The 22,044-nt window shown below is 59.9% G+C and carries 18 protein-coding genes and 1 tRNA gene; 11 read left to right on the top strand and 8 right to left on the bottom strand.

All coding sequences use genetic code 11. From position 1 onward, the window contains the following. Positions 1 to 723: 723 nt before the first annotated feature. A complete protein-coding gene (locus LU493_RS01895) occupies positions 724 to 1,146 on the bottom strand; it encodes a type II toxin-antitoxin system VapC family toxin (RefSeq protein WP_275286087.1) in 423 nt (140 codons plus the stop codon). Further along, positions 1,143 to 1,385 carry a FitA-like ribbon-helix-helix domain-containing protein gene (locus tag LU493_RS20000; RefSeq protein WP_428994509.1) on the bottom strand — a complete coding sequence of 81 codons (243 nt, stop codon included), beginning with the start codon at positions 1,383 to 1,385 and terminating at the stop codon, positions 1,143 to 1,145. The genes LU493_RS01895 and LU493_RS20000 overlap by 4 nt, the downstream gene beginning before the upstream one ends. A 148-nt stretch (positions 1,386 to 1,533) precedes the next feature. On the opposite strand from LU493_RS20000, the gene LU493_RS01890 reads away from it, so the two are divergent. Both LU493_RS01890 and LU493_RS01885 read left to right on the top strand, forming a co-directional pair. Then, complete coding sequence (locus LU493_RS01890) at positions 1,534 to 3,171, top strand: site-specific DNA-methyltransferase (protein WP_275286086.1); 1,638 nt, start codon at positions 1,534 to 1,536, stop codon at positions 3,169 to 3,171. After that, the gene (locus tag LU493_RS01885; protein WP_275286085.1) at positions 3,171 to 5,702 is read left to right on the top strand and encodes a DEAD/DEAH box helicase; all 2,532 of its coding nucleotides are present in this window, start codon (positions 3,171 to 3,173) and stop codon (positions 5,700 to 5,702) included. The genes LU493_RS01890 and LU493_RS01885 overlap by 1 nt, the downstream gene beginning before the upstream one ends. Positions 5,703 to 6,204: 502 nt before the next feature. On the opposite strand, the gene LU493_RS01880 is transcribed toward LU493_RS01885, so the two are convergent. Genes LU493_RS01880 through LU493_RS01870 form a run of 3 tightly spaced genes read right to left on the bottom strand, consistent with a single transcriptional unit; the run spans position 6,205 to position 7,712 of the window. Continuing rightward, positions 6,205 to 6,690 carry a DUF7673 family protein gene (locus LU493_RS01880; RefSeq protein ID WP_275286084.1) on the bottom strand — a complete coding sequence of 162 codons (486 nt, stop codon included), beginning with the start codon at positions 6,688 to 6,690 and terminating at the stop codon, positions 6,205 to 6,207. Continuing rightward, positions 6,680 to 7,477: a helix-turn-helix domain-containing protein gene (locus LU493_RS01875; RefSeq protein ID WP_275286083.1), complete on the bottom strand. Its 798-nt coding sequence runs from the start codon at positions 7,475 to 7,477 to the stop codon at positions 6,680 to 6,682. Before LU493_RS01875 ends, LU493_RS01880 begins: the two co-directional genes overlap by 11 nt. A 4-nt stretch (positions 7,478 to 7,481) precedes the next feature. Next, positions 7,482 to 7,712: a DNA-binding protein gene (locus tag LU493_RS01870; RefSeq protein ID WP_275286082.1), complete on the bottom strand. Its 231-nt coding sequence runs from the start codon at positions 7,710 to 7,712 to the stop codon at positions 7,482 to 7,484. Between the two features lie 121 nt (positions 7,713 to 7,833). On the opposite strand from LU493_RS01870, the gene LU493_RS01865 reads away from it, so the two are divergent. Next, complete coding sequence (locus LU493_RS01865; protein WP_275286081.1) at positions 7,834 to 8,736, top strand: hypothetical protein; 903 nt, start codon at positions 7,834 to 7,836, stop codon at positions 8,734 to 8,736. 37 nt (positions 8,737 to 8,773) lie between these two features. Here the strand turns inward: LU493_RS01865 and LU493_RS01860 are convergent, their stop codons facing one another. From LU493_RS01860 to LU493_RS01850, 3 genes are all read right to left on the bottom strand, one after another. Then, positions 8,774 to 9,103, bottom strand: coding sequence for a hypothetical protein (locus LU493_RS01860; protein WP_275286080.1), 330 nt, complete (start codon positions 9,101 to 9,103; stop codon positions 8,774 to 8,776). 70 nt (positions 9,104 to 9,173) lie between these two features. Then, entirely contained in the window at positions 9,174 to 10,235 is a 1,062-nt protein-coding gene (locus tag LU493_RS01855) for a tyrosine-type recombinase/integrase (RefSeq protein WP_275286079.1), read from the bottom strand. A 97-nt stretch (positions 10,236 to 10,332) separates the two neighbouring features. Continuing rightward, positions 10,333 to 10,409: transfer RNA gene (locus tag LU493_RS01850), tRNA-Ile, on the bottom strand. A 247-nt stretch (positions 10,410 to 10,656) separates the two neighbouring features. Here LU493_RS01850 and LU493_RS01845 point away from each other — a divergent pair. The 8 genes from LU493_RS01845 to LU493_RS01810 all read left to right on the top strand — a co-directional run bounded on the left by LU493_RS01845 (position 10,657) and on the right by LU493_RS01810 (position 21,926). Next, positions 10,657 to 12,768: a TonB-dependent receptor gene (locus LU493_RS01845; RefSeq protein ID WP_275286078.1), complete on the top strand. Its 2,112-nt coding sequence runs from the start codon at positions 10,657 to 10,659 to the stop codon at positions 12,766 to 12,768. Positions 12,769 to 13,066: 298 nt separating this feature from the next. Then, complete coding sequence (locus tag LU493_RS01840; protein WP_275286077.1) at positions 13,067 to 14,608, top strand: pyridoxal phosphate-dependent decarboxylase family protein; 1,542 nt, start codon at positions 13,067 to 13,069, stop codon at positions 14,606 to 14,608. 15 nt (positions 14,609 to 14,623) lie between these two features. Beyond that, the gene (locus LU493_RS01835; protein ID WP_275286076.1) at positions 14,624 to 15,952 is read left to right on the top strand and encodes a lysine N(6)-hydroxylase/L-ornithine N(5)-oxygenase family protein; all 1,329 of its coding nucleotides are present in this window, start codon (positions 14,624 to 14,626) and stop codon (positions 15,950 to 15,952) included. Beyond that, on the top strand, positions 15,949 to 17,118 hold the full coding sequence (locus tag LU493_RS01830) for an MFS transporter (RefSeq protein WP_275286075.1): 1,170 nt from the start codon (positions 15,949 to 15,951) through the stop codon (positions 17,116 to 17,118). The genes LU493_RS01835 and LU493_RS01830 overlap by 4 nt, the downstream gene beginning before the upstream one ends. Before the next feature lie 3 nt (positions 17,119 to 17,121). Then, positions 17,122 to 19,569, top strand: a complete 2,448-nt coding sequence (locus LU493_RS01825; protein ID WP_275286074.1) for a GNAT family N-acetyltransferase — start codon at positions 17,122 to 17,124, stop codon at positions 19,567 to 19,569. Between the two features lie 82 nt (positions 19,570 to 19,651). Next, a complete protein-coding gene (locus LU493_RS01820; protein WP_275286073.1) occupies positions 19,652 to 20,161 on the top strand; it encodes an RNA polymerase sigma factor in 510 nt (169 codons plus the stop codon). 68 nt (positions 20,162 to 20,229) lie between these two features. Further along, positions 20,230 to 20,988, top strand: a complete 759-nt coding sequence (fhuF, locus tag LU493_RS01815) for a siderophore-iron reductase FhuF (RefSeq protein WP_275286072.1) — start codon at positions 20,230 to 20,232, stop codon at positions 20,986 to 20,988. Continuing rightward, positions 20,985 to 21,926, top strand: a complete 942-nt coding sequence (locus LU493_RS01810; RefSeq protein WP_275286071.1) for a helix-turn-helix transcriptional regulator — start codon at positions 20,985 to 20,987, stop codon at positions 21,924 to 21,926. Before fhuF ends, LU493_RS01810 begins: the two co-directional genes overlap by 4 nt. Positions 21,927 to 22,044: the final 118 nt, after the last annotated feature.

Genomic DNA, 22,044 nt, shown 5'->3' with positions numbered 1-22,044 from the left:
GACTATGGCGGGCATGGCGGCGGTCATCATCGCTCAAGCTCGTCAGTCCCCCAAGGCCACATGCCGCCGCCCGGAGAATGCCGGATCTGGTATTCGGATCGACCTGCTGGCCAGCAACCGCCACCCGGCCCATGCCACGAGCTTCGCTATCAGGTTCCGCCCGGCGCGCGACTGATCTCTGGATAGCAAAGAGGCCGTCCCTGGCCACGCGTTCCTCCTTGGATGCAGCATTTGCCATCCGTGGCGCCCAAGCTGCGGGGGTGCTGTGGGATACAGCACGTCGCAGAGTAACACCGGCAGATCTGCATAGGATGTAGGACAGTGGAGACACAATGTGCACGTAACAAGAAAAGAATCGCCTGTCCCAGGACACGGGACAGCTCAGCTCGATGACCAGATGAAAAGTCAGGACATTGGGCTGTTGAAGCTGGTGGCGCTCGGAAGCCGGGAGGCCATGGCCCATGCTGGACAGAATATGGGCAGGATGGCAGGTACAGAAAGTGAGGAAGGAGGGAAAACGTAATTGCTTGTTCTATGGCGGGCCCAGGCGGACTCGAACCGCCGACCAAGGGATTATGAGTTGGCTTTTAAATCAATAAGATACTAAAAATTCTACGAAATCTACCGCAACCTAACAAGGATTAAAGAATAGGAATATCAGCAGCTTAGCGAAAGTTAGCGTAACCCGCCCGAACCAACCACTGTACCGTCAGTGTACCGATATCAGCCCATTTCCCAAGGATTGGTCGTCTCGACGCTCAACGTCTCGAAATCCTTTATATTGCGTGTCGCCAACACCGCTCCATGCTGGATGCAGATAGCAGCAATTTGGGCATCGGCCATGTGAACCTGCCTTCCTGCACTCTCGCTGGCAGCGACCTGCTCTGCGTAGTGAATCGCAGCCCCGCTATCGAACGATAGTATGCGGCCAGAGAAATCTTCCTCAAACATTGCCGCCGCTATGGCTGCGAAACCACGTTTGCGCCTACCGTCGGGCAGGCGCTCGATGCCATAGAGAATTTCAGCGACTGTAATAGCGGAAATTGTCACGGAAATAGCATCCTGCCTGTCCAGCCAGTCGACAACCCGAGCGTCAGGCACAGGCTTCATAAGCTCTGACAGCACATTGGTATCAAGAACAATCATGAGCCGAACCCCGGCTCACGAGGCTTATCACACCTGGGCGGCAGTTCGATCTCAATGCCACCCTCCCCTGCGAAGCGTTCGCGTATGCGAGTCCCCAACCCCTTTGTTTGAGGTCGGTTCAGCGCATTGCGCAGGATGATCCGAACCTCCTCTTCCATCGAGTGGCCATGCCTAGCCGCCTCCATGCGAAGCTGAGCCTTTAACTGTTCGTCCAAATTACGAATTGTAATCGATGCCATGACAGCCTCACCATATGCTTTCAATGACATCAATGATAGCATAAAGCCTAGCGAATGCACCCATGCATGGCGATAGGTATCATGCCGAACGTAATAGAGGCTTCGAGGGCAGGGAGACCTGTGCTCGCCAGTGGAGCATAAGGAACTGATGAGCAAGTACGAAGGGCTAGATCGCGAAACGCTGATCCGTTTGCTGGAGCAGCGCGACCGTGGACGCCAGCTAGGACTGGTGTGGGAGCGTGACGAGATAGAGGCCGATCGGGCGATCAACGATGATTTCGTCGGTTTGAGCCTAGATGCCTCGCTCTCTCATGGCGAGTCGCCTTGGAATAACCTTATTATCGAAGGTGATAACTATGATGCCCTTCGTGCCCTTCGCATGACTCATGCCGGACGAATCCGTTGCATCTACATCGATCCCCCTTACAACACCGGCAACAAGGACTTTGTTTACAACGACCATTTTATCGATAAAACACACCGCTTTCGCCATTCACTGTGGCTAGAGTTTATGCATCAACGCCTATTGCTTGCGAAAGAGCTATTGGCGGAAAATGGCGTTATCTTTGTCAGCATCGACGATAACGAGTTGTTTCGGCTTGGCATGTTGATGGATCGGATTTTTGGGGAAGGAAACTTTTTAGCCAATGTAATCTGGCAAAAAGTTTACTCACCCAAAAACTCGGCCCAGCATTTTTCTGACGACCATGAATACATATTGGTCTATGCGAAGGAGCGTTCCAAGTGGCAGCCAAACTCTTTGCCCAGGAATGCCGCCCAGAATAAAGCTTATAAAAATCCAGATAATGATCCACGTGGCCCGTGGAAAGCTGGTGATCTTTCTGCGCGTAATTATTATGGCTCAGGTACTTACTCAATCACCTGTCCATCTGGCCGCGTTATACCTGCCCCTCCATCAGGAATGTATTGGCGAGTTTCAGAAAAAAAACTCAAAGAAATGGATGCGGATGGACGTATCTGGTGGGGCAAAGATGGCAACAACGTTCCGGCCGTAAAGCGTTTTCTCTCCGAGACGAAACAGGGCGTTGTCCCGCAAACCCTCTGGACCTACCAAGAGGTCGGTCATACGCAGGATGCCAAAAAACAGCTTTTGGATGTGCTCAAATTCCACACGTCGCAAGATGTATTCTCTACTCCGAAGCCCGTCCAACTGATGGAACGCATCTTGCGAATCGCTTGTAACCCTGGCGATATCGTGCTGGACTTCTTCGCTGGATCGGGCACAACGGCACAAGCTGTCGCAAAGCTAAACGCCGAAGACAACGGCGAACGTCGCTTTATTCTGGTAAGCAATAGCGAAGCCACCGAAGAAGCGCCAGGAAAGAACCTGTGCCGCGATGTTTGCGCCGAGCGGGTACGACGGATTATGGGCGGCTATACCAATGCCAAGGGCGAAGATATCGAGGGATTGGGTGGCAGCTTTGCCTATCTGCGTACCCGCCAAGTGCCAATGCACCGGCTGCCGACAAAAATCGCTCACGGTGAAGTTTGGTATGCCCTGCAATTGCTGCATGAAGCGCCTCTTCAGCCTTGGGGGGACTACGGTTTTCAAGCCATCGAAGCCCATGATGGCTGGGTTGCCTATTTGGCGGATCAGAAAACAGACAGCATCGAGCGTCTACAGGCTTGGCTGGATAAGGCCGAGCCAATCCGTGGACGAGTTTATAGCTGGTCGCCCGAGCGCTTCGAGGCGCAGGCACCATCACTCGACTGGCCACGAATCCCCGATGCCTTACAAGCCCGTTTCAGCAAAAGGAAGCGATAATGCCGCTCGTTCTCAAGCCATTCCAGGAAACGCTCTGCGATGGACTGGTTGCTCGCTTCAATAATTTGGCGGAACAATATCGGCATCTCAGTAATGCCAGCGAAGCCGAGCTAAAAACCGTACGCGAACAAGATGCGGCGGTGGTCCTACAGGCACCAACAGGGTCCGGCAAGACTGCTATCGCCATCGAAGCAATGGCGCGATTCTCATCGCAGGAGCAGGTTCTCTGGTTCTGGTTCGCCCCCTTTGCTGGCCTAGTCGAACAGGCCCGCAAAACTCTACATGCGCAGGCGCCAAATTTACGCGTGCTTGACTTGATATCCGATCGTCGACCGGATCTCGCCAACGAAGGTGGGGTGTTCGTCACAACCTGGAGTGCCGTAGCGACCAGCAATGCCTCTGGGCGCCGTGCGCGCAACACCAGCGATACTGGCCTGTCCGTCGATGCGTTGATCGAGTTAGCTCGGCAACAGGGTGTTCGTATCGGCTGCGTTGTTGACGAAGCACACCACGGTTTCCAGCGCGCACGTCAGGCACAGGTTTTCTTTCGTGACGTGCTGAAACCCGACTATGCGCTACTAATGACAGCGACCCCACGCGATACCGATATCGCTCCTTTCCAACGTGATACCGGTTATCGCCTGGGCGATGAGGCTGATTGGGCCTCAGTGGCACGCATCGATGCGGTCAATGCCGGGCTACTTAAACGGGGCGTGCGTGTAGTGCGCTTCCTTGCCAAAGACGACGACACTGAACAGTTGATCGACTTCGAGCAATTGGCGTTGCGCGAATGTACAGAGACACATCGGCTAATCAAAAAGATGCTAGCCAACAGCGGCACGAATCTGACACCGCTCATGCTGGTACAAGTACCCAATGGCAAGGCTGCACAGGAAACCGCAAGGCGCCATCTAATCGATAATCTAGGCTTCGCCGAAGATGCGATACGTATCCATACCAGTGACGAGCCCGACGCCGATTTGATATCGCTGGCCAATGATCCAAAGGTTGAAGTGCTGATCTTCAAAATGGCAGTAGCGTTAGGTTTCGATGCGCCTCGTGCTTTCACTCTCGCGGCGCTGCGTGGCGCGCGCGATCCCTCCTTCGGAGTGCAGGTGGTAGGCCGACTCATGCGCGTACATGCACTGTTGCAAGGGCGCGATGACCTTCCAGAAGCTCTCGGCTATGGCTATGTGTTCCTAGCCAACGCCGAATCACAGGAAGGCTTGCTGAGCGCTGGTGCACAGATCAACAGCTTGCGCACTCAGGCACCGGAAGTGGGTACTTCTACGACTATCACTTATAGCGGAACTCAGCGCTGCGTGCAGCTTACGCGTACCGGAGAGTCTTTCGCGCTGTCGATAAATCCAGATGGTAACATCACCCGGGAAGACGCCGACGACAGCGCTGACGAGCAGCAATCCGATAGCAACAACCCGCCTGGTACAGATAAATCCTGGCAGGGGATGCTGGAATTCGGTCAAGCCGCATTGACTCAGGCTGAGCAGCATCGACAGGGCGAAAAGAAACCACCTCTTGAAGGCAATCAAAAGCAGTCATTAGCTGGATTGACCCTGTCGGTGCAAGAATCAAATCGTCAATATCCACGGCGGAAGGATGTTCCTGCCGTACTTCGTGGTGAGCGCTTGCCTCCCGCGCCGCTCGATTTAGAAATCCGCCTGGTCGAATTCGTAGATTTTACCGCTCAAGTGTTGGCTAGCCGGGAACGCGTACGCACCCAAGTACGCCGGGGTGAAACCGATATCTTCAAAAGTGACCATATCGCTGAGGACGGTAGCGATGTATGGGCCCAACTATCGGTAGCGGCAATCGCCGAAAAGGCGCGGCAGGTCGTATTAAGGCTAGAAGGCGTAAACGAGCGTGAAATTCGTGAGCGACTACTTGATCGCTTTAGGCACGCAATCGAAGCTAGTGGCGCCATGCCGCCGGAGGACGAAGAAATTCTAGAACAACAACTCGATCGAGTGCTGATTAGCCACCCAACATTGTTACGCGAAGCCTGTCGCAGGGCACGGCTGGACCAGGTTCACGATATCGAAGTGTCGATCCCGCCTGTACTAGAAAGCGAAGTTCCACTGGAGACAGCCGAGCGCAGCGTTTATGGCGTTTTTCCAATCGGCATGAACGAGGACGAGCGACGTGTAGCGCAGCTTCTGGACCAAGATACGCGAGTATTATGGTGGCACCGCAACCCTGTCGGCGCTCATAGAGCTGATGCCCTGGGCCTGTATCGTTGGGATGAGGGAGATGGTTTTTTCCCCGACTTCATCGTCGCTCTCGAAGGTCGGGAAACCCCGGACCAGGTCGCATTGCTAGAAATCAAAGGTGCACATCTATGGGGTGCGGGCAAGGAAGCTGAAAAGGCAGCAGCCGAGCATCTTGATTATGGCCGTGTGTACATGGTGGGCCGCCGCCGTGGAGAGTCCAATTACAAGTTTCTAAGAAATCTCAGTGGCAGACTCGAAGAAGAATCCACCTTCGAGATCCCCCGCATGGCTTGGCGCTCATGAACATGTATGGGACAGGTGGTGTATTGGTAAGGCGGTAGCCGCTCAGCCTCGCAGAGCAGGACAGCGTTGAGCCCAACGGGCGAGTAAGCAGCTTGCATTGTACAGTAGCCGCATGCGGCGTACCTGTACAATGCACATCCTGCCATTGGCTCATCACACATTTTGCTTCACTTTGGTTCATTTCGGGCTCAGAGCATGCAAATGAACTAGAATGAATTAAAATGAAATAAAATCACTCAAAATGAACTAAAATGCTGTCCGGCTTCGCTGCAATCCCCACACTGCTAGCGCTTCGCAGCTTTTCGAACGCCACGCGAGAAGACTTGCTTGCATCAAATCGCCTCACAGGCCCCTCTGAGGGATTTTTACTAGCGACCCTATGCCCACCCCCTGCCTGGCTCTTTATTTCGCCCTACACCCCCTCACAAGCCGCAGAGGGAAGGTCCCAAACGATGCAGCCCGCCTTTGCCGGTGGAGTCCCCGGTTCCTAGCAGTTGGTGGCTCACTCACCTTGCTCACTTTCACGCAGCCAAAACGCCTTCATCACTGAGTCCCCATCTTTCACAAGCGTATGCACTTCATAGGGGCTGAAAGTGGCAAGCGCAACAACCAACAGACTGTCAACTTGAAGATCCCTGTCTAATGCTCGAAGACGCTGCAACTCGAATGGCCACTCATAGCCGTTATAAACGCCAAGAAGTAACCTACGAAGGTGATGAGACTGCCCGCTATGCCCTTGAGCCACACTTATCAATTTCAAAAGCGCTGGAATCCCATGATCGACAAGCTCGTCTTCATAACGAGGGCCGCCACTAATCACCACACTCAGAGCCTCATCAGGATTATCAAGAGGTGGATGGCCGCGTCCTTTCTTTGTCATAACCTTACCTCGATAGTGGTGTGCCCCTTCTAGCCATTCATCACCAAGCTCTGGCGCATCATCATAATCAGCCCAGTTTTCTAAACCCCCAGTTTCTTTATTCTCCATTTACCTCACCCCTTCTAGACAACAGTTGCTTTTTAACTCTCAAAAAACCTTCCCTCCCTTCCACGGGATGAGACGTCGGCTTATCCAACCTTTTCCCTTTGGAGTTCGAAAATTCAAAGTAGGCATAATGCACTCTAAAATTATCTTGACGGTATTTTCGCAAAAGTCCTTCAAACCACCTGACAGGTGAGCCAGTAATTGCCTTCGCCCTTAATGCACCGTGCAATTCGTCAATCAGCAGAGCGGCATCATCCCTGGGCACCTCATCCAGCAACCGAACCACGGAAGCGCGCTCGCCCCGACGAAGCGATGCAGGAGTCTTGGGCCACAGCTCTGCTCGGCGACGCCACATGCCTGCCTCACCACCGGAGTTATCCACAGCCCCGTCCCTTACTTCCTTTTTTACTTCCTCTGTCAGTTCAAGGGGTGACACAGTTATGTCACCCCTAGGGGTGACACCCGTGTCACCCTCCCCTTGACACCCTGTTGTCACCCCGAGAGGTAACAAGCAGACAGGGGCCTGGCCCACAAAGAGGCGATATTCATTCACTGTCTGCCTACCACGCACCCCATACGTCGATCTTGTCTCCATAAGTCCTTGATCTATAAATCTTTTAATTGCCCTTCTGATCGTTCGCGTTGAGTAGCCAGTTTCCTCGGCAATGGTTCTCACGCTTGGAAAGCCAACGTTTTCAAAGTTGGCATGCCAGGCTAAAACCAACAAAACCACTTTATCTGCGGGTGTCATATTCATTTCTACGGCCCATTCGAGAGCGTGGTAACTCATGGGATCACTCGCCTGTAGCGATGAACTCAGCAATTTGTGGTGTGCGGAAATACACCCTGCGCCCGATTCTTACCCGCGCCCTCCTGATTTCATTCCCGTAGCCATTTGACTGATTCATCGAAACACGTAGGCCATTCGGACTCCGGTGCAGAAGTTCTGCCAACTGCACCAAGCTGATTAAAGGGCCATACTTGTCCATAAGAGAACGCTCAATAGCAGCCTTGGGATCTTCCATTTTTCAAACTCCATCTCTTGTGGGTGTTTGCGTAATCTAGCCCCAAGACACTTGAATGAAAGGAACAATATATGTAAATTTGGTTGACAAGGTGCAGTAAAACATCCGCAGGGGGTGGTATATGGAGCTGGAAGAGTTGGACCCGGTCGACGGCTGCTCGGAGGAGCTCAAGGGAGCTCTCCAGGGATTTCGTGACAATGTCACGGAGTCATACACCACTGGTTCCAGGCGCTGGTCTATCTGGTCACTTCTAGGTGATCACTTCGACCAGCCGCTGGAATTATTGCTTAACGCCAATGGAGCAGAAGATTTCTTCCATGGGGAGCGGTTTTCGGCTTTCTGCAAAAGATCCAGCCTCGCAGAGGCCGACTTATATATAACTTCAAGATTCAAGGAATATAACAACCACCTACGGGCCGCTGACATCGACATAATTAGAAATGCGATCTCATTCTGCCATGGCCGGCGGCCTATGAAGATATCTTCATATTACTTCTCTAAAGCAAGAGCACCATATTATAGGAAGGGTGGCAGACCACCCTTTTGTGAACTTTGTTGGAAAAGAAGCCAAGCTCACCAGGAACTCTACGAAGGGGATGAATTCAGCCTTAAAACCGAGAGATTCTGCGCAGACCATGATCCACGAAACCCTGATTCAATGTACAGGACCGACCACAACAACAGGGATGCCTTCTATGACAACCTTCGCACCATCACCAGGACAGGCTATTACTTCAACATCACGGATTTTGAACAACGCCAGCATTCACGATGGGTCGCCTACAGGATGACCCGGCTTCACATACGGGACAAGGATATTACTGTGATGGATCTGCTAATAGAGGGGTGCTCGCAATCAGAGATAGCCCGGAAGCTAGACACTTCCAGGCAGGGCATTTCAAAGATAAAGATGAAGACCGAAGGGTTTATTCAATACTGGAGGGAAATAAGGACTTCCAGCTTCCCCATTGACCCAGAGGACCTGGCTGTTTGGGAAAACTTCGACCAAGCCGACCCAGACTAGCCATTTTTACTATAGAAGTTTCCATCAACAGCAAGCTCTACCCCAGCCCACCAGTGTCATAGCCACACTCCTTGATCGCCGGGACCATTAATTTAGCTTGCTCAGAAAATCCAGCCTTTTTCAGCTTCCCGGCAATTTCATGCCACTTGAGATAGAGGCTCTTCGTCACTTCCAAAAGCTCATCGTCATCAGATAGTTGTTCGTTTATCTCATCGATGATCATTTCCAGAATCTCTTCCGGATCAAAGTCAAGACCAAACTTCTCATCCGCTTCTCTAAGCAGAGCCTGCTTGTCGGAATATGGTGCCAATTTATAGGCGCTGTAGATCTTTCCATAATCCAGTTTCTTGATTTTCAAAAACGGCATCACCGTCTCTCCTCTCGCTCAAAACGTGCTGGAAGATAGATATTTGTCTGATTTCGCAGGTAGTCGCGTCTTACCCTTCCGCAAGCCTGTCCAGCTTCAAGACCAGGTCCTCGGCCCGAAGGTGGGTATACCGCCTCAGCATCTGCATCGACTTGTGCCCACTTATCGCCGCCACTTCCTGGTCGGACAGACCGGCCTCAACCAACCGGCTGACGGCCTCATGGCGCAGGTCGTGAAACCGGAAATCATCGAGTCCGGCCTGTTTCTTCGCCAGATTCCAGAGCTTGCTGTAGGAATAGGGACCGCGCTTCCCGTCCCGACCGGGCTCACCAAAGAACACCAGGTCGCAGTCGAGGGGCCGCACTGGGTTGTTCAGCGCCTGCTTGAACACCTCCGTGGCAGCCTGGGTCAATGGCACAAGGCGGGCTTCGTTGTTCTTGGTGTCCGTGAGGCGCACCACGCGGCGTTTCACGTCGACCTGAGAGCGAGTGAGGGTCAGGATCTCCGAGGAGCGCATGCCGGTCTCCAGGGCGATTCTGGCGATCCAGGCCAACATTGGGTTGCTGTGTTGCCGCAGGACGGCGAACAGGCGCTTCTCCTCGTCAGGACTCAGGCGTCGGTCACGCCCCTCTCCCGGGCTGGGCTTGCGGATGTTCTGGACGGGATTGTAGGTCAGTCCCAAGCCCCACTCCTGGATAGCCACGGTGAAGAGGTGGCCGAGCAAGGCGAGCTCCAGGCGCACGGTGTTGGGGCTGATAGGCTGGCCTCGACTCCCCAGGCTGTTGAGCCGTGTGTCGCGGTAGTTGGCGACCAGATCCGGCGTCAGCGCCGCAAGGGAGTATTTGCCCAGGTGCTCGATCAGGGTGCGCGCCTTGTGGTGCTCGCTCTTCTGCGTGCTGGGCTTCTTGGTAGGGGTGACATCGGCCAGGTAGCGCCGGATTGCGGCTTCGAGCGTCATGCGCTCCGAGGCACTGCGCTGGATATACACACCACGCACCATTTCGTCTTCGGTGCGGCGTGACCAATCCTGAGCATCGCGCTTGGTTCGGAAGGTCTTGGCGGTAGTGGGCCAGCCGGTCTTGCGGATGACGGCTTTCCAGCTACCGGCAGGGGTCTTGACGATGGTGGCCATGAAAGTCTCCAGGGGGCTGAAGGATCGGCACTGTACCGAAACTGTACCCTTGGACTATGGGACTCACCAAGCCATGAACGTAAGCTATTGATTTCATTGGTGGGCCCAGCTGGACTCGAACCAGCGACCAAGGGATTATGAGTCCCCTGCTCTAACCAACTGAGCTATAGGCCCGTATCAGCGGCTGCGTATGATATCGAAAGCCGCCGGCCGAGGCCAGTGGCGATTCGCTCCGGTGCGACCAGGGATAACGTGGGGCGCGATCTCGTGCTCGTATCCCGTGGCGTGCGACGAGCCCCCTCCACCGTTGACTCTCCCTCACCGTTGATAATGCTTATCAATGGCATATTTATTCTCTATAATCCCGCTCGTCCCGAAACCTCATGTTCCGTTCAGATCAACACAATTCACAAGGCACGACATGCATTCCATACGCTTGACGGTCGGACTCACGGCACTGGTCGGCGCCCTGCCCGGCCTGGCGCTGGCCCAGGATACAACCGAACAAGACACCATGGTGGTGGTCGGCTCCCGCACGCCTTCCGAGATCAGCCAGATTCCCGGCGCCGTCTGGGTGATCGGCCAGCAGGAGCTGCAGGATCAGGTGCGCGCCGGCGCCGATCTGAAGACCGCGCTCGGCAAGCTGGTGCCGGGGCTGGATCTGGCCCCCCAGGGGCGCACCAACTACGGCCAGAACATGCGCGGACGCACCGCCCAGGTCCTGATCGACGGCGTCTCGCTGAACAGTTCGCGCGGCATTTCTCGGCAGTTCGATTCCATCGATCCCTTCAACATCGAGCGCATCGAGGTGCTTTCCGGCGCCAGCAGCCTGTATGGCGGCGGGGCTACCGGCGGCTTGATCAACATCATCACCAAGAAGGGCGAGCGCGAAGGCTTCCACCTGGCCACCGAGACCAGCGTGACCTCCGGCTTCAACGACGATGACGACCTGAGCTACCGCCTCGCCCAGTCGATCAGTGGCGGCAACGAGGACGTCAAGGGCCGCATCGCCGCCGCCTACGAGGACAATGGTCGCCACTACGATGCCAGCGGCCGGGAAATCTTCCCCGACATCGCCCAGACCGACCTGCAGGACAACCGCAGCATTGATGTCATGGGCAGTCTCGATGTCCGGCTGGCCGAGCAGCAGACCCTGAAAGTCGCCGCACAGATCTACGAATCCGGCTACGAGGGAGATCGCGGCGTCTACTTCCCCAACCTGGATGCCGCCACACCGAACCTCGACGATGCCGAGATCCGCGACGGCTATGACTCCGACCGCGATCCGGCCACCGACCGCAAGATGGTCAACCTGCAGTACCACCATGGCGACCTGCTGGGCCAGGATTTCTACCTCCAGGCCTACCACCGCGAGGAAGAAGCCAGTTTCCAGGCCTTCCCCTATCCGGTCGCCGGCGGCTACCAGTTCAATGCCTCCAAGCAGGACACCGACCTTTCCGGGCTCAAGGCACTGTTCGATGCCGACCTGACCGACAGCCTGTCGTTGACCTATGGGCTGGACCTTGACCGCGAGTCCTTCGATGCCAACCAGATGCCCTTCGACGAGGCGGTTTCCGACGCCAGTGGCGGCCTGGTGCAACAGGGTACCGAGACCGAGCCGCGCTACCCGAGCTATCAGGTCGACGGCATCTCCGCCTTCGCCCAGAGCGAGTGGCAGGTCACCGAGGGGCTGCAGCTCGCCGCCGGCGTGCGCCAGCAGCACATGGACGTCGAGGTCGAGGACTTCCAGGGCATTCCCGGCGGCGAGAACGACTATGACGCCACCCTGCTCAACGCCAGCGCCCTCTACGACTACGGCAACGGCCACCAGAACTGGCTGCAGTTCAGCCAGGGCTTCGAGCTGCCCGACCCGGCCAAGTACTACGGCAAGAGCGCCGAGGTGAGCGTCGCCGAGAACCCGCTCTCCGCCATCAAGACCGATCAGGTCGAGATCGGCTGGCGTTATCGCGGTGCCGACTGGATGACCCAGGCGGCCCTCTACTACGCCTGGTCCGACAAGGCCGTGGAGAACGCCGAGGACCTCAGCGTCAGCGTGGTCGAGCAGAAGAAGCGCGACTACGGCTTCGAGGGCTCGGTGACCCGTTATTTCGACAACGGCTTCGAGGTCGGCAGCACCCTGCACATGGTCCGTTCCGAGCAGGAAAACGACGCTGGCGACTGGGAAAAGCGCGACGCCCGCTATGCCTCGCTCTCCTCCGCCACCGCCCATGTCAGCTGGCATGACCCGAACGGCGAGCGTTCCGCGCGTCTCCAGGCCAGCCATGCCTTCGACCTGGAAGATGCCGATGACCGCGAGATCGATGGCTACACCACCCTGGACCTGTCCTTGAGCCAGCGCCTGCCGGTGGGCGAGCTCAGCCTCGGCGTCTCCAACCTGCTCGACGAGCAGTACTCCACCGTCTGGGGCCAGCGCGCGGCGATGTTCTACTCGCCCTACTATGGCCCGGAGTACCTCTACGACTACCAGGGACGCGGACGCACCTATACGCTCGGCTGGTCGATGGCCTACTGAGCCACGGCCCGCATGCGCCAGCCGCCCGGCGCACTGCCTGGCGGACATACCCGGGGGCGACGCCAGTCGTCCCCGTTTTTTTCTCGCGCCACACCGCTCTCTCCGTCTTCACCGCCCCACTCCCCCTCCGCGAAAAAAATTTCTCATCCCGGTTCAGAACCCTCCGCCTCGTGCGTCTTCTTCTTGCCTGAAAAACAATGATAGGCATTCGCATCAAGCAGGACCCGCCTCATCCGCTAGAGGCATCCGGCGTCGAGCCCGCACCGGCTCGGCGAAGAGGAACGAACGAGGTGATCTCATGACATCACGGCTAGAGGACAGAGCGAGAGGGCTCGGCACCGAGCCCGCTCCCCTGGCGGTCAATCAGCTATTCAATGCCCGGCACGCCGAGGCGTACTGGCAACAGGCGACGCGCTGCATCGACCTGGTACGCCGCAAGGTGGCCGATGTGGAGCGCCCCTTCTCCGGCGCCAGACCCGAGGAACTCCGTGGTCACTTCGATGCCATCGACCTGAACATGCCGCTCGGCGAACTACGTCCGGCTCTGGATGAACTGGAGCGCCTCTACCTGGACGATGCCGTCTACTTCCACCATCCACGCTACGTGGCCCATCTCAACTGCCCCATCGTGCTACCCGGCATTCTTGCCGAGACGATCCTGTCGCCGATCAATTCCTCCCTGGATACCTGGGACCAGAGCGCTGGCGGCACCTTTATCGAACAGTCGCTGATCGACTGGACGGCCGCGTGCATCGGCCTGGGCGAGGAGGCCGACGGCGTCTTCACCAGCGGCGGGACCCAGTCGAACCTGATGGCCCTGATGATCGCCCGTGACCACCACGGTGCTTCGCTCGATCATCCGGGCGGCAACAAGCAACAGGGCTTGCCGGCGGACTACCGCCAGTTACGCATCCTCGGCTCGGAGGTCAGCCACTTCAGCCTGCAGAAGTCGGCGGCGATCCTCGGCCTCGGCTATCGGGCGGTGATGCCGGTGGCCTGCGATGCCGACTACCGCCTGGACCCACATGCCCTCCGCGAGCGCCTCGAGGAATGCCTGTCCACGGGCCTGACGCCCATCGCCGTGGTGGCTACCGCCGGGACCACCGACTTCGGCAGCATCGATCCGCTCGAGGAGATCGCCGCGCTGTGCCGGGAACATGGCATCTGGCTGCACGTCGACGCCGCCTACGGGGGCGGCCTGCTGTGCTCACGGCGTGAGCGCCATCGCCTGGCCGGTATCGAACACGCCGACTCGGTGACCATCGACTACCACAAGACCTTCTTCCAGCCGGTGAGTTGCAGCGCCTTCCTGGTGCGACGAAGCGCCGACCTTCGTCATGTCACCCACCATGCCGACTACCTGAACCCGGAGAGCCAGGCCCTGGCGGGCACCCCGGACCAGGTCAACAAGAGCCTGCAGACCACCAAGCGATTCGACGCCCTCAAGCTGTGGCTGACCCTGCGCGTCATGGGCGCGGAGGCCCTGGGCGAGATGTTCGAGCGCGTCATCGACCTGGCCGGCGAGGCATACGCCCATCTGGCCGCCCGGCCTGACTTCGAGGTACTGCTCGACCCACCGATGAGCACCCTGGTCTTTCGCTACCGCCCGACGGATCTCGACGAGGCCGGACTCGACGCCATGAATTCCTGGATCCGGGAGGCGCTGTCGCGTGGCGGCGAGGCGGTGATCGCCGCCACGCGCGTCGAGGGACGTCACTACCTCAAGTTCACGCTGCTCAATCCGGACACTCGCCTCGACGACCTCATCGCCATCGCCGAACGCATCGCCCATCACGGCCACGCCTGGCGCGAGGCCCAGGCCAGCACCGCCGCTTCCTGATCCCGAGAGGACCCCATGACCCAGCACGTCCATGACTTCATCGCCATCGGCCTTGGCCCCTTCAACCTGGGATTGGCCTGCCTGGCCGATCCCATCGACAACCTCGACGGCCTCTTCCTGGAACGCCGCGACGGCTTTGACTGGCACCCTGGCATGCTGCTGGAGGACGCTACCCTGCAGACGCCTTTCCTGGCCGATCTGGTCACCATGGCCGACCCCACCAGCCGCTTCAGCGTGCTCAACTACCTGAAACAGCAGGGCCGGCTCTACAACTTCTATATCCGCGAGGACTTCTTCCTCCTGCGTGCCGAATACAACCGCTATTGTCAGTGGGCGGCGGCTCAGCTCGACAGCATCCGTTTCAGCACCGAGGTCCTTCGGGTCGAGCATGACGACACCCAGGATCTCTACCGGGTCGGCTGCCGCGACACCGCCAGCGGCGAGACGTTCGAGCACCTCGCCCGTCGACTGGTACTCGGCACCGGCACGACTCCCTTCCTGCCGGAAGGCTGTCGCGATGTCGAACCACGTCCACTGCATTCCAGCGAATATCTCGACCACAAGGCCGAGCTGCAGCGTCAGCGAGCCATCACCCTGATCGGCAGCGGCCAGAGTGCCGCCGAGATCTACCACGACCTGCTCGCCGACATCGACCACTTCGGCTACCGGCTCGATTGGGTCACCCGCTCGCCGCGTTTCTTTCCGCTGGAGTACGGCAAGCTGACCCTGGAGATGACCTCGCCGGACTACATCGACTATTTCCATGCCCTGCCCGAAGCCACCCGCAACACGCTGATGCAGCGCCAGAAAGGGCTTTACAAGGGCATCGACCTGGAGCTGATCAACGCCATCTACGACCTGCGCTACGCCAAGGAATTGAACAGCGAGGTCCACAGCGAGCTGCTCACCAGCACCAGCCTCGAGAGCTGTCACTACGACACCGAACACGGCGAGTATGACCTGACCCTGTGGCATACCGAACAACAGCGCCATTATCGCCACCGCACGCCGGCCCTGATCATGGCCACCGGCTACCGCTACCACATGCCGGACTTCCTGGCGCCTATCGCGTCGCGCATCGCCTTCGACGGAGCCGGGCGCTATGCGGTGGGGCGCTTCTACGACATCGACGGCGGCCGCGGCGAGCTGTTCGTGCAGAATGCCGAACTGCACACCCACAGCCTGGTGGCCCCGGACCTGGGCATGGGGCCCTACCGCAACGCCTGCCTCATCCGTGCGCTGACCGGCCGGGAAATCTATCCCGTGGAGCGCCGTATCGCCTATCAGCGCTTCGGCGCCCCCAGCGAGGCGGTCTTCGAGCCCCAGCGTCCGGAGCTTGCATGAGCCCGACGCCCTGGCTGGTGGCCGTGACCGCGGTGGCGGTGGTCAGCGACGCCATGCTGCTGCCCTTCTACCCACAGTTCTTCGCCGCACGCTTCGGTGTGACCGATTCCTCCCACGTCGGCCTCTACCTGGCAATGAGCTGCCTCGTGGTCATGGTGGCACTGCCCGTCTGGGCACGCCTGGCCCGACGCGTCGGTACCCTGCGGCTGCTGCTCGGCACCCAGCTACTGGCCGGCGGCCTGAGCCTGTCATGCGCAGAAGTCACCTCGCTGCCGTTGTTCTGGGGCTTGTCGCTGACCATGCTGGTGGCCAAGGCCAGCTACCTGCTGGTCTATCCCTACCTGATGCATGTCGAACCCCGAACTCGCCACGCCATTCTCATCGGCACGCTCTCGGTGGTGGTGCACGCCGGCGGCATCCTCGGCGCCATGATCGGCGGTCTAGTACTGGAACACTGGCAGGCGGCCCAGGTATTCCGGGCGATGGCGGTCAGCGACGCCCTGCAGGTCGTCGTCTGCCTGCTGCTGCTCCGGCGCGGCCGGGTACCCCACTCCACCCCCGACACCCCGCCGGCTCCTGGCACCGGCACTGCCCTGCTGCGCCTGGGCCTGGTGATGCTGCTGTTCTATTTCAGCGCCCATCTGGCACGGCCCTTCTTCGCCCGCTACTGGGAGGTCGCCTCGGGGCTCCCAGGCGAATTGCTGGCCGGCGCCGTCTTCGCCGTTCCCGGTGGCGTGGCCGTGGCGTTACTGGCCTTCGACCTGCTGGGACGCCGCTCCGCCGGCCACGCCATCATCCTGCCCCTGGCCATTGGCCTGGTCGGCCTGCTGCTTCAGGCCAGCGGCAGTACCGCCGCCATCCTGGTCGGGCGAGTGTTGTTCGGCTGGACCCTGTTCCGCGTCACCATACGCCTCGAGCTGCATCTGTTTCGTCTCAGCACGCCCGATCGCTACGCCAGCGACTTCAGCAAGATCCACATCTTCCAGGGACTCGGTGTGCTCATCGCTTCCTGGGGCGCCGGCCGACTGGTCGATGCCCACGGCCTGGTCAGTCCCTTCATCGTCGGCGCGCTGGGCTTCGGCCTCTGCGCCCTGGCTCACCGCCTGCTGCTGACCGGGGATACGACATCCGCCCGGTCCATCGACTCCGCTTCTGCAAGGATTTGATTGATGAACCTCTTTCAACCGACACCGACCACCCGTAGCGTTTATTCTCGCCACGCTCAAGGACTGGGCACCTTCAGCCTGCGCCCGCTGCACCTGCCCGACGACCTGGCGCTGGTCCATGCCTGGGTCAGTGTCCCGCGAGCCCGCTTCTGGGGCATGCAAGGGCATTCGCCGGAACGTGTCCTGGATTTCTATCGCGACCTTCAGGCGAGCGACCACGCCCAGGGCTACCTGGGGCTGTTCGACGGCGAACCTGCCTTCCTGGTGGAATGCTACGACCCACGACACGACCCCGTCGGCGAGCATTATGAGGTAGCCGAGGGGGATCGCGGCATGCACTTCCTGGTCGCCCCGGCCGAGACACCCCTGTCCGGTTTCACGACCCAGGTAATCACCACCATTCTCGCCTTCATGTTTGACGACCCGGGGACGCGGCGCGTGGTGGTGGAGCCCGACGTGAACAACACCGGGATTCACCCGCTCAACCGACGCGTCGGCTTCGTCTACGACCGCCAGATAGCGCTCGAGGAGAAGACCGCGCACCTGGCGTTCTGTAACCGCGAGGCTTTCGCCGCGGCGGTGAGCCGCCAGGACCCGCGCCTCGAGCCCTCGCTGGTCGCCGAACCAGCCCGTGCCGCCGCCCACCTCAAGCCCGAGCTCTGGACCCGCGCCAACCGCTGGCTGATCCGCAAGGCCATCGCCGAATTCAGCCATGAGCGGCTGATAGCTCCCGAGCCGCTCGCCGTCGACGCATCGGGCCACGGCGACTACCGACTCGTCGCTCCCGAGGGCAAGATCGCCTACCACTTCCGCGCCCGCCGCCTGGCGCTGGATCACTGGGCCATCGACCTCGACTCCCTGGAAAGGCGTGTCGACGGCGCGCCCACCGAGCTCGATGCCCAGTGGTTCATTCTCGAGTTCCGCCAACCGCTGGGGATCGGCGAGGCCATGTTGCCGGTCTACCTCGAAGAGGTCGCCAGTACCCTGTTCGGCAGCGCCTACAAGCTCGACGGCACCCGCCCGGATACCGACGGCCTGGTCCAGGCCGACTTCCAGACCCTGGAGGCCGCCATGACCGAGGGTCATCCGGTCTTCGTCGCCAACAACGGTCGCATGGGCTTCGATGCCGTGGACTACCACGCCTATGCACCGGAAGCCGCCGCCCCCATCACCCTGGTATGGCTGGCGGTACACCGCGAAGATGCCCATTACAGCGCCATCGAGGGCCTGGACTACGAACGCCTGCTTCACGAGGAGATCGGCGAGGCCGGCCTGGCCGACTTTCACCGCCGGCTCGAGGCGCTCGGCCTTGCGCCGGACGACTATCTGCTGATGCCGGCTCACCCCTGGCAGTGGTTCCACAAGCTGGCCATCACCTTCGCCGCCGAAGTGGCTCGCCAACGCATCATCTGCCTGGGTTACGGTCACGACCAGTACCAGGCCCAGCAGTCGATCCGCACCTGGTTCAACCTGAGCCAACCCCACCGGCGTTACGTGAAGACGGCGCTGTCGGTCCTCAACATGGGCTTCATGCGTGGCCTCTCGCCGAACTACATGCGCGCCACCCCGGCCATCAACGACTGGATCAAGCGGCTGGTCGATGGCGATCCCGAACTGTGCGCCCAGGGCTTCACGGTGCTACGCGAGCAGGCCGCCATCGGCTATCGCCGCGATGCCATCGAAGCGTCCTTCGATCGCTACAGCGCCTACAAGAAGATGCTGGCCTGCCTGTGGCGGGAGAGTCCGGTGCGCTACCAGCAGGATGGGAAGCGCCTGATGACCATGGCCGCCCTGCTGCACGTGGACGCCGGAGGACAGGCGTTGCTGCCACGACTGATCGCCTCATCGGGGCTCACGACCTCCGACTGGCTGGATCGTTATTTTCGGGTCTATTTACGCCCGCTGCTGCACTGCTTCTATGCCCATGATCTGGTGTTCATGCCCCATGGCGAGAACCTGATCCTGCAGCTCGAGGACGGCGTGCCGGTACGCGCCATCATGAAGGATATCGCCGAGGAGATCGGCATCATGAATACCGACGTGGAGCTGCCCGAGGCGATAGCCCGCATCAGCGTGGAGGTCCCCGAACCGCTCAAGGTGCTGTCGATCTTCACCGATGTCTTCGACTGCTTCCTGCGGTTCATGGCGGCGATCCTCATCGAGCAGGGCGATATCACCGAGGAGCGTTTCTGGGAGCGCGTGGCCCGGTGCGTGATCGGTTATCAGCGGTCGCATCCCGAATTCGCCGAGAAGTTCGCTCGTCATGATCTCTTCGCGCCGGAGTTCACCCTTTCCTGCCTGAACCGGCTACAGCTCAAGGATCACCAGCAGATGATCGACCTGGCCGACCCGGCCGCCAACCTGCAGTTCGCCGGCACCCTGACCAACCCGATCGCCGCCTATCGACCTGTCAGCGAAACGGAGGACGCCCCTCGGGAGGTGCCGGCCTAGTCCCCGCACCCGCATCAGAAGAATGTCCCCCGGATCCCCATGGGATCCGGGCATTAATCCGCTTGCCAGGATGGAACGCTCCATGACGTCTTCTCCCGATCTCGACGCCCTCTTCCGTCGTTATGCCCAGGATATTGCCGGCTATCTTCAGCGTCGCCTGTCCCCGCCCGATCTGGCCGAGGATCTGTGCCAGGACGTCTTCCTGCGTCTCGGCCAGCACCCAGCCCCCGATGTCCTCGAACAGCCCAGGGCCTATCTGTTTCGCATCGCCCGCAACCTGCTCATCGATCACCACCGCCGCTGCCGTGCCCGCCCCGAGGGGCCACCGGTGGAGGCCCCCGAAACATGCCTGGCTTGCCCCTATGCCGACCCCGAGGCCGCCACCGACCTCAGCCTGTGCCGAAAAGGCCTCCAGACGGCCCTGGCGGGATTGCCGACGCGCCAGCGCCAGGCGCTGACCTGGCACCGGCTGGAAGGACTCACCCAGGCCGAGATTGGCCGACGCCTCGGCGTATCGGAACGCATGGCGGGTCGCTACATCACCCAGGCCATCGAGGGCTGCCGATGTCGGTTGCTCGAACCGGCCGCCTAGGGATGTTATTTTGATAACGATTCCCATTTGTTTTACTATTCCGACACATCCACCTTCGACGGTGTCCCATGTCCTTCGCGCTGTCATCGCTGTACATCGGTCCCATGGAGCAGTTGACGCCACCGCGTGTATCGACCCATGCCGCGTCCGATACCATCGCGGCCACCGAGTTGCTGGACCCGGCGCGTCTCGACGCCTTGATGGCCGACTTCAGTGCCCGCTATCCCGGCGGCGACCGCCGCGCCCTGGTCTCGCTATGGACGAAGTGGCACTTCGCCACCGTGGCGTCCACGACCCTGGCCGCCAACCTGCTCCTCGAGCGCGACCTGCCCCTGGCGCTGGACGACCTGCGGTTGCTCCTGGCGCCGGAGGGCCATGTCACCGGCCTCTGTCTCAAGGACGAGGGCCGCCCCCTGGCCGAGCTGGACGGCACCGCACGCTTCACCACCCTGATCGATGGTCACCTGACACCGCTGATCGAGGGCCTCGCGGCCTATTCCGGGGCCTCGCCCAAGGTGTTCTGGAGCAATGCCGGCAACTATTTCGAGCACTTCACCCAGGCGGTGCCGATGCACCCCATGGCTTCCGCGACGACTGCCGACCCCGCTCAACAACTGCTGGCCTCTCGAAAGCTGGCCGACGGACGCCGCAACCCCCTGTATCAGCCCGTTCGCTACGTCGATGCAGCAGCCAACGACGATTCCGGTGCCAGTGCGCCCAAGCGGGTACGCCGCCTGTGCTGCATCCGTTACCTGATCGACGAGCTCGGTTACTGCGGGAACTGTCCCCTGGAGTGCCGGGGGCGTCGCCAGGCGGAGGCAACATGACACGCCTCGCCGTCGAACGCCAGCGCGTCCGGGCTCATACCTCGCGGGACCTCAAGGCCTACGGGCAGCGCTACGGCATCGACTACCACTTCCCCGACCTGGGCGCACGGCCGCGTACCGTGGTGCGCGGCCGGGTGCAGGAACTGTCTCCCGGGCCGGGCATGCAACTGGTGGCTTCCGACATCGAGGTGCTGGAGCGCTACGACTCCCGTTCCCGGGCCCCGGCACCGTTGTCGATCATCGTCATGCTGGATGGCGAGGCCGAAGTCAGCCTGGCGCAGCAGCGCCTGATCCTGCGCCCCGGCATGGCGCTCAGCGTTCAGCTCGACGAGCGTCATGGCCTGGACGCCGTACAACCCGCCGGGCAGCGCATCCGCGCCCTGACCCTGGGGCTCGATGAATCCCGACTGACCGCCCTGGTCGGCGAGCCGGCCCGCCACCAGGGCTCGCGCATGCGCGCCTGGCACCTGCCGAACGCACTGCACCATGCCCTCGAAGAGGCCATTGCGGCTCCCCTGGATGGCACCGCGCAACGCCTGCAATTCGAAGGCCTGAGCCTGCAGTTGCTGGCCCATGGCTTGCCGGAACCCCGCCGGGAAGCGCCTGCCATCCCGCCCCCGGGCGAGCGACAGCGTCTCGCACGGGTCCGCGAGGCCTTGCGCGCCGATCCCGCCCGGGAGCATCGCCTCGAGTCCCTGGCCGAGCTCGCCGCCATGAGTCCCGCCAGCCTCAGACGCAAGTACCGCGCCGCCTTCGGCCGAAGTGTCTTCGACGATCTACGCGAGTGCCGCCTCACCCTCGCTCGGGACTACCTGACGCGCGGTTTCAGCGTGCAGCAGGCCGCGCACTTCTGCGGGTATCGCCACGCCAGCAACTTCGCCACCGCCTTCCGCCGTCATTACGGCGTCTCGCCGAGTTCCCTCACCGAACAGATCTGATCACTGCGCATAGGCGCGTGATCGCCACGCATACTCACGACGGCGCATTAAAGGCAATAATTCTCATTACATTCAATACCGCTTGGTCTGATAAGCACAACCCGACAGGATACCCTGC

This window comes from Halomonas elongata (assembly GCF_029081005.1).
Lineage (GTDB): Bacteria > Pseudomonadota > Gammaproteobacteria > Pseudomonadales > Halomonadaceae > Halomonas > Halomonas elongata_B.
This window is presented reverse-complemented; position numbering and strand designations above follow the sequence as displayed.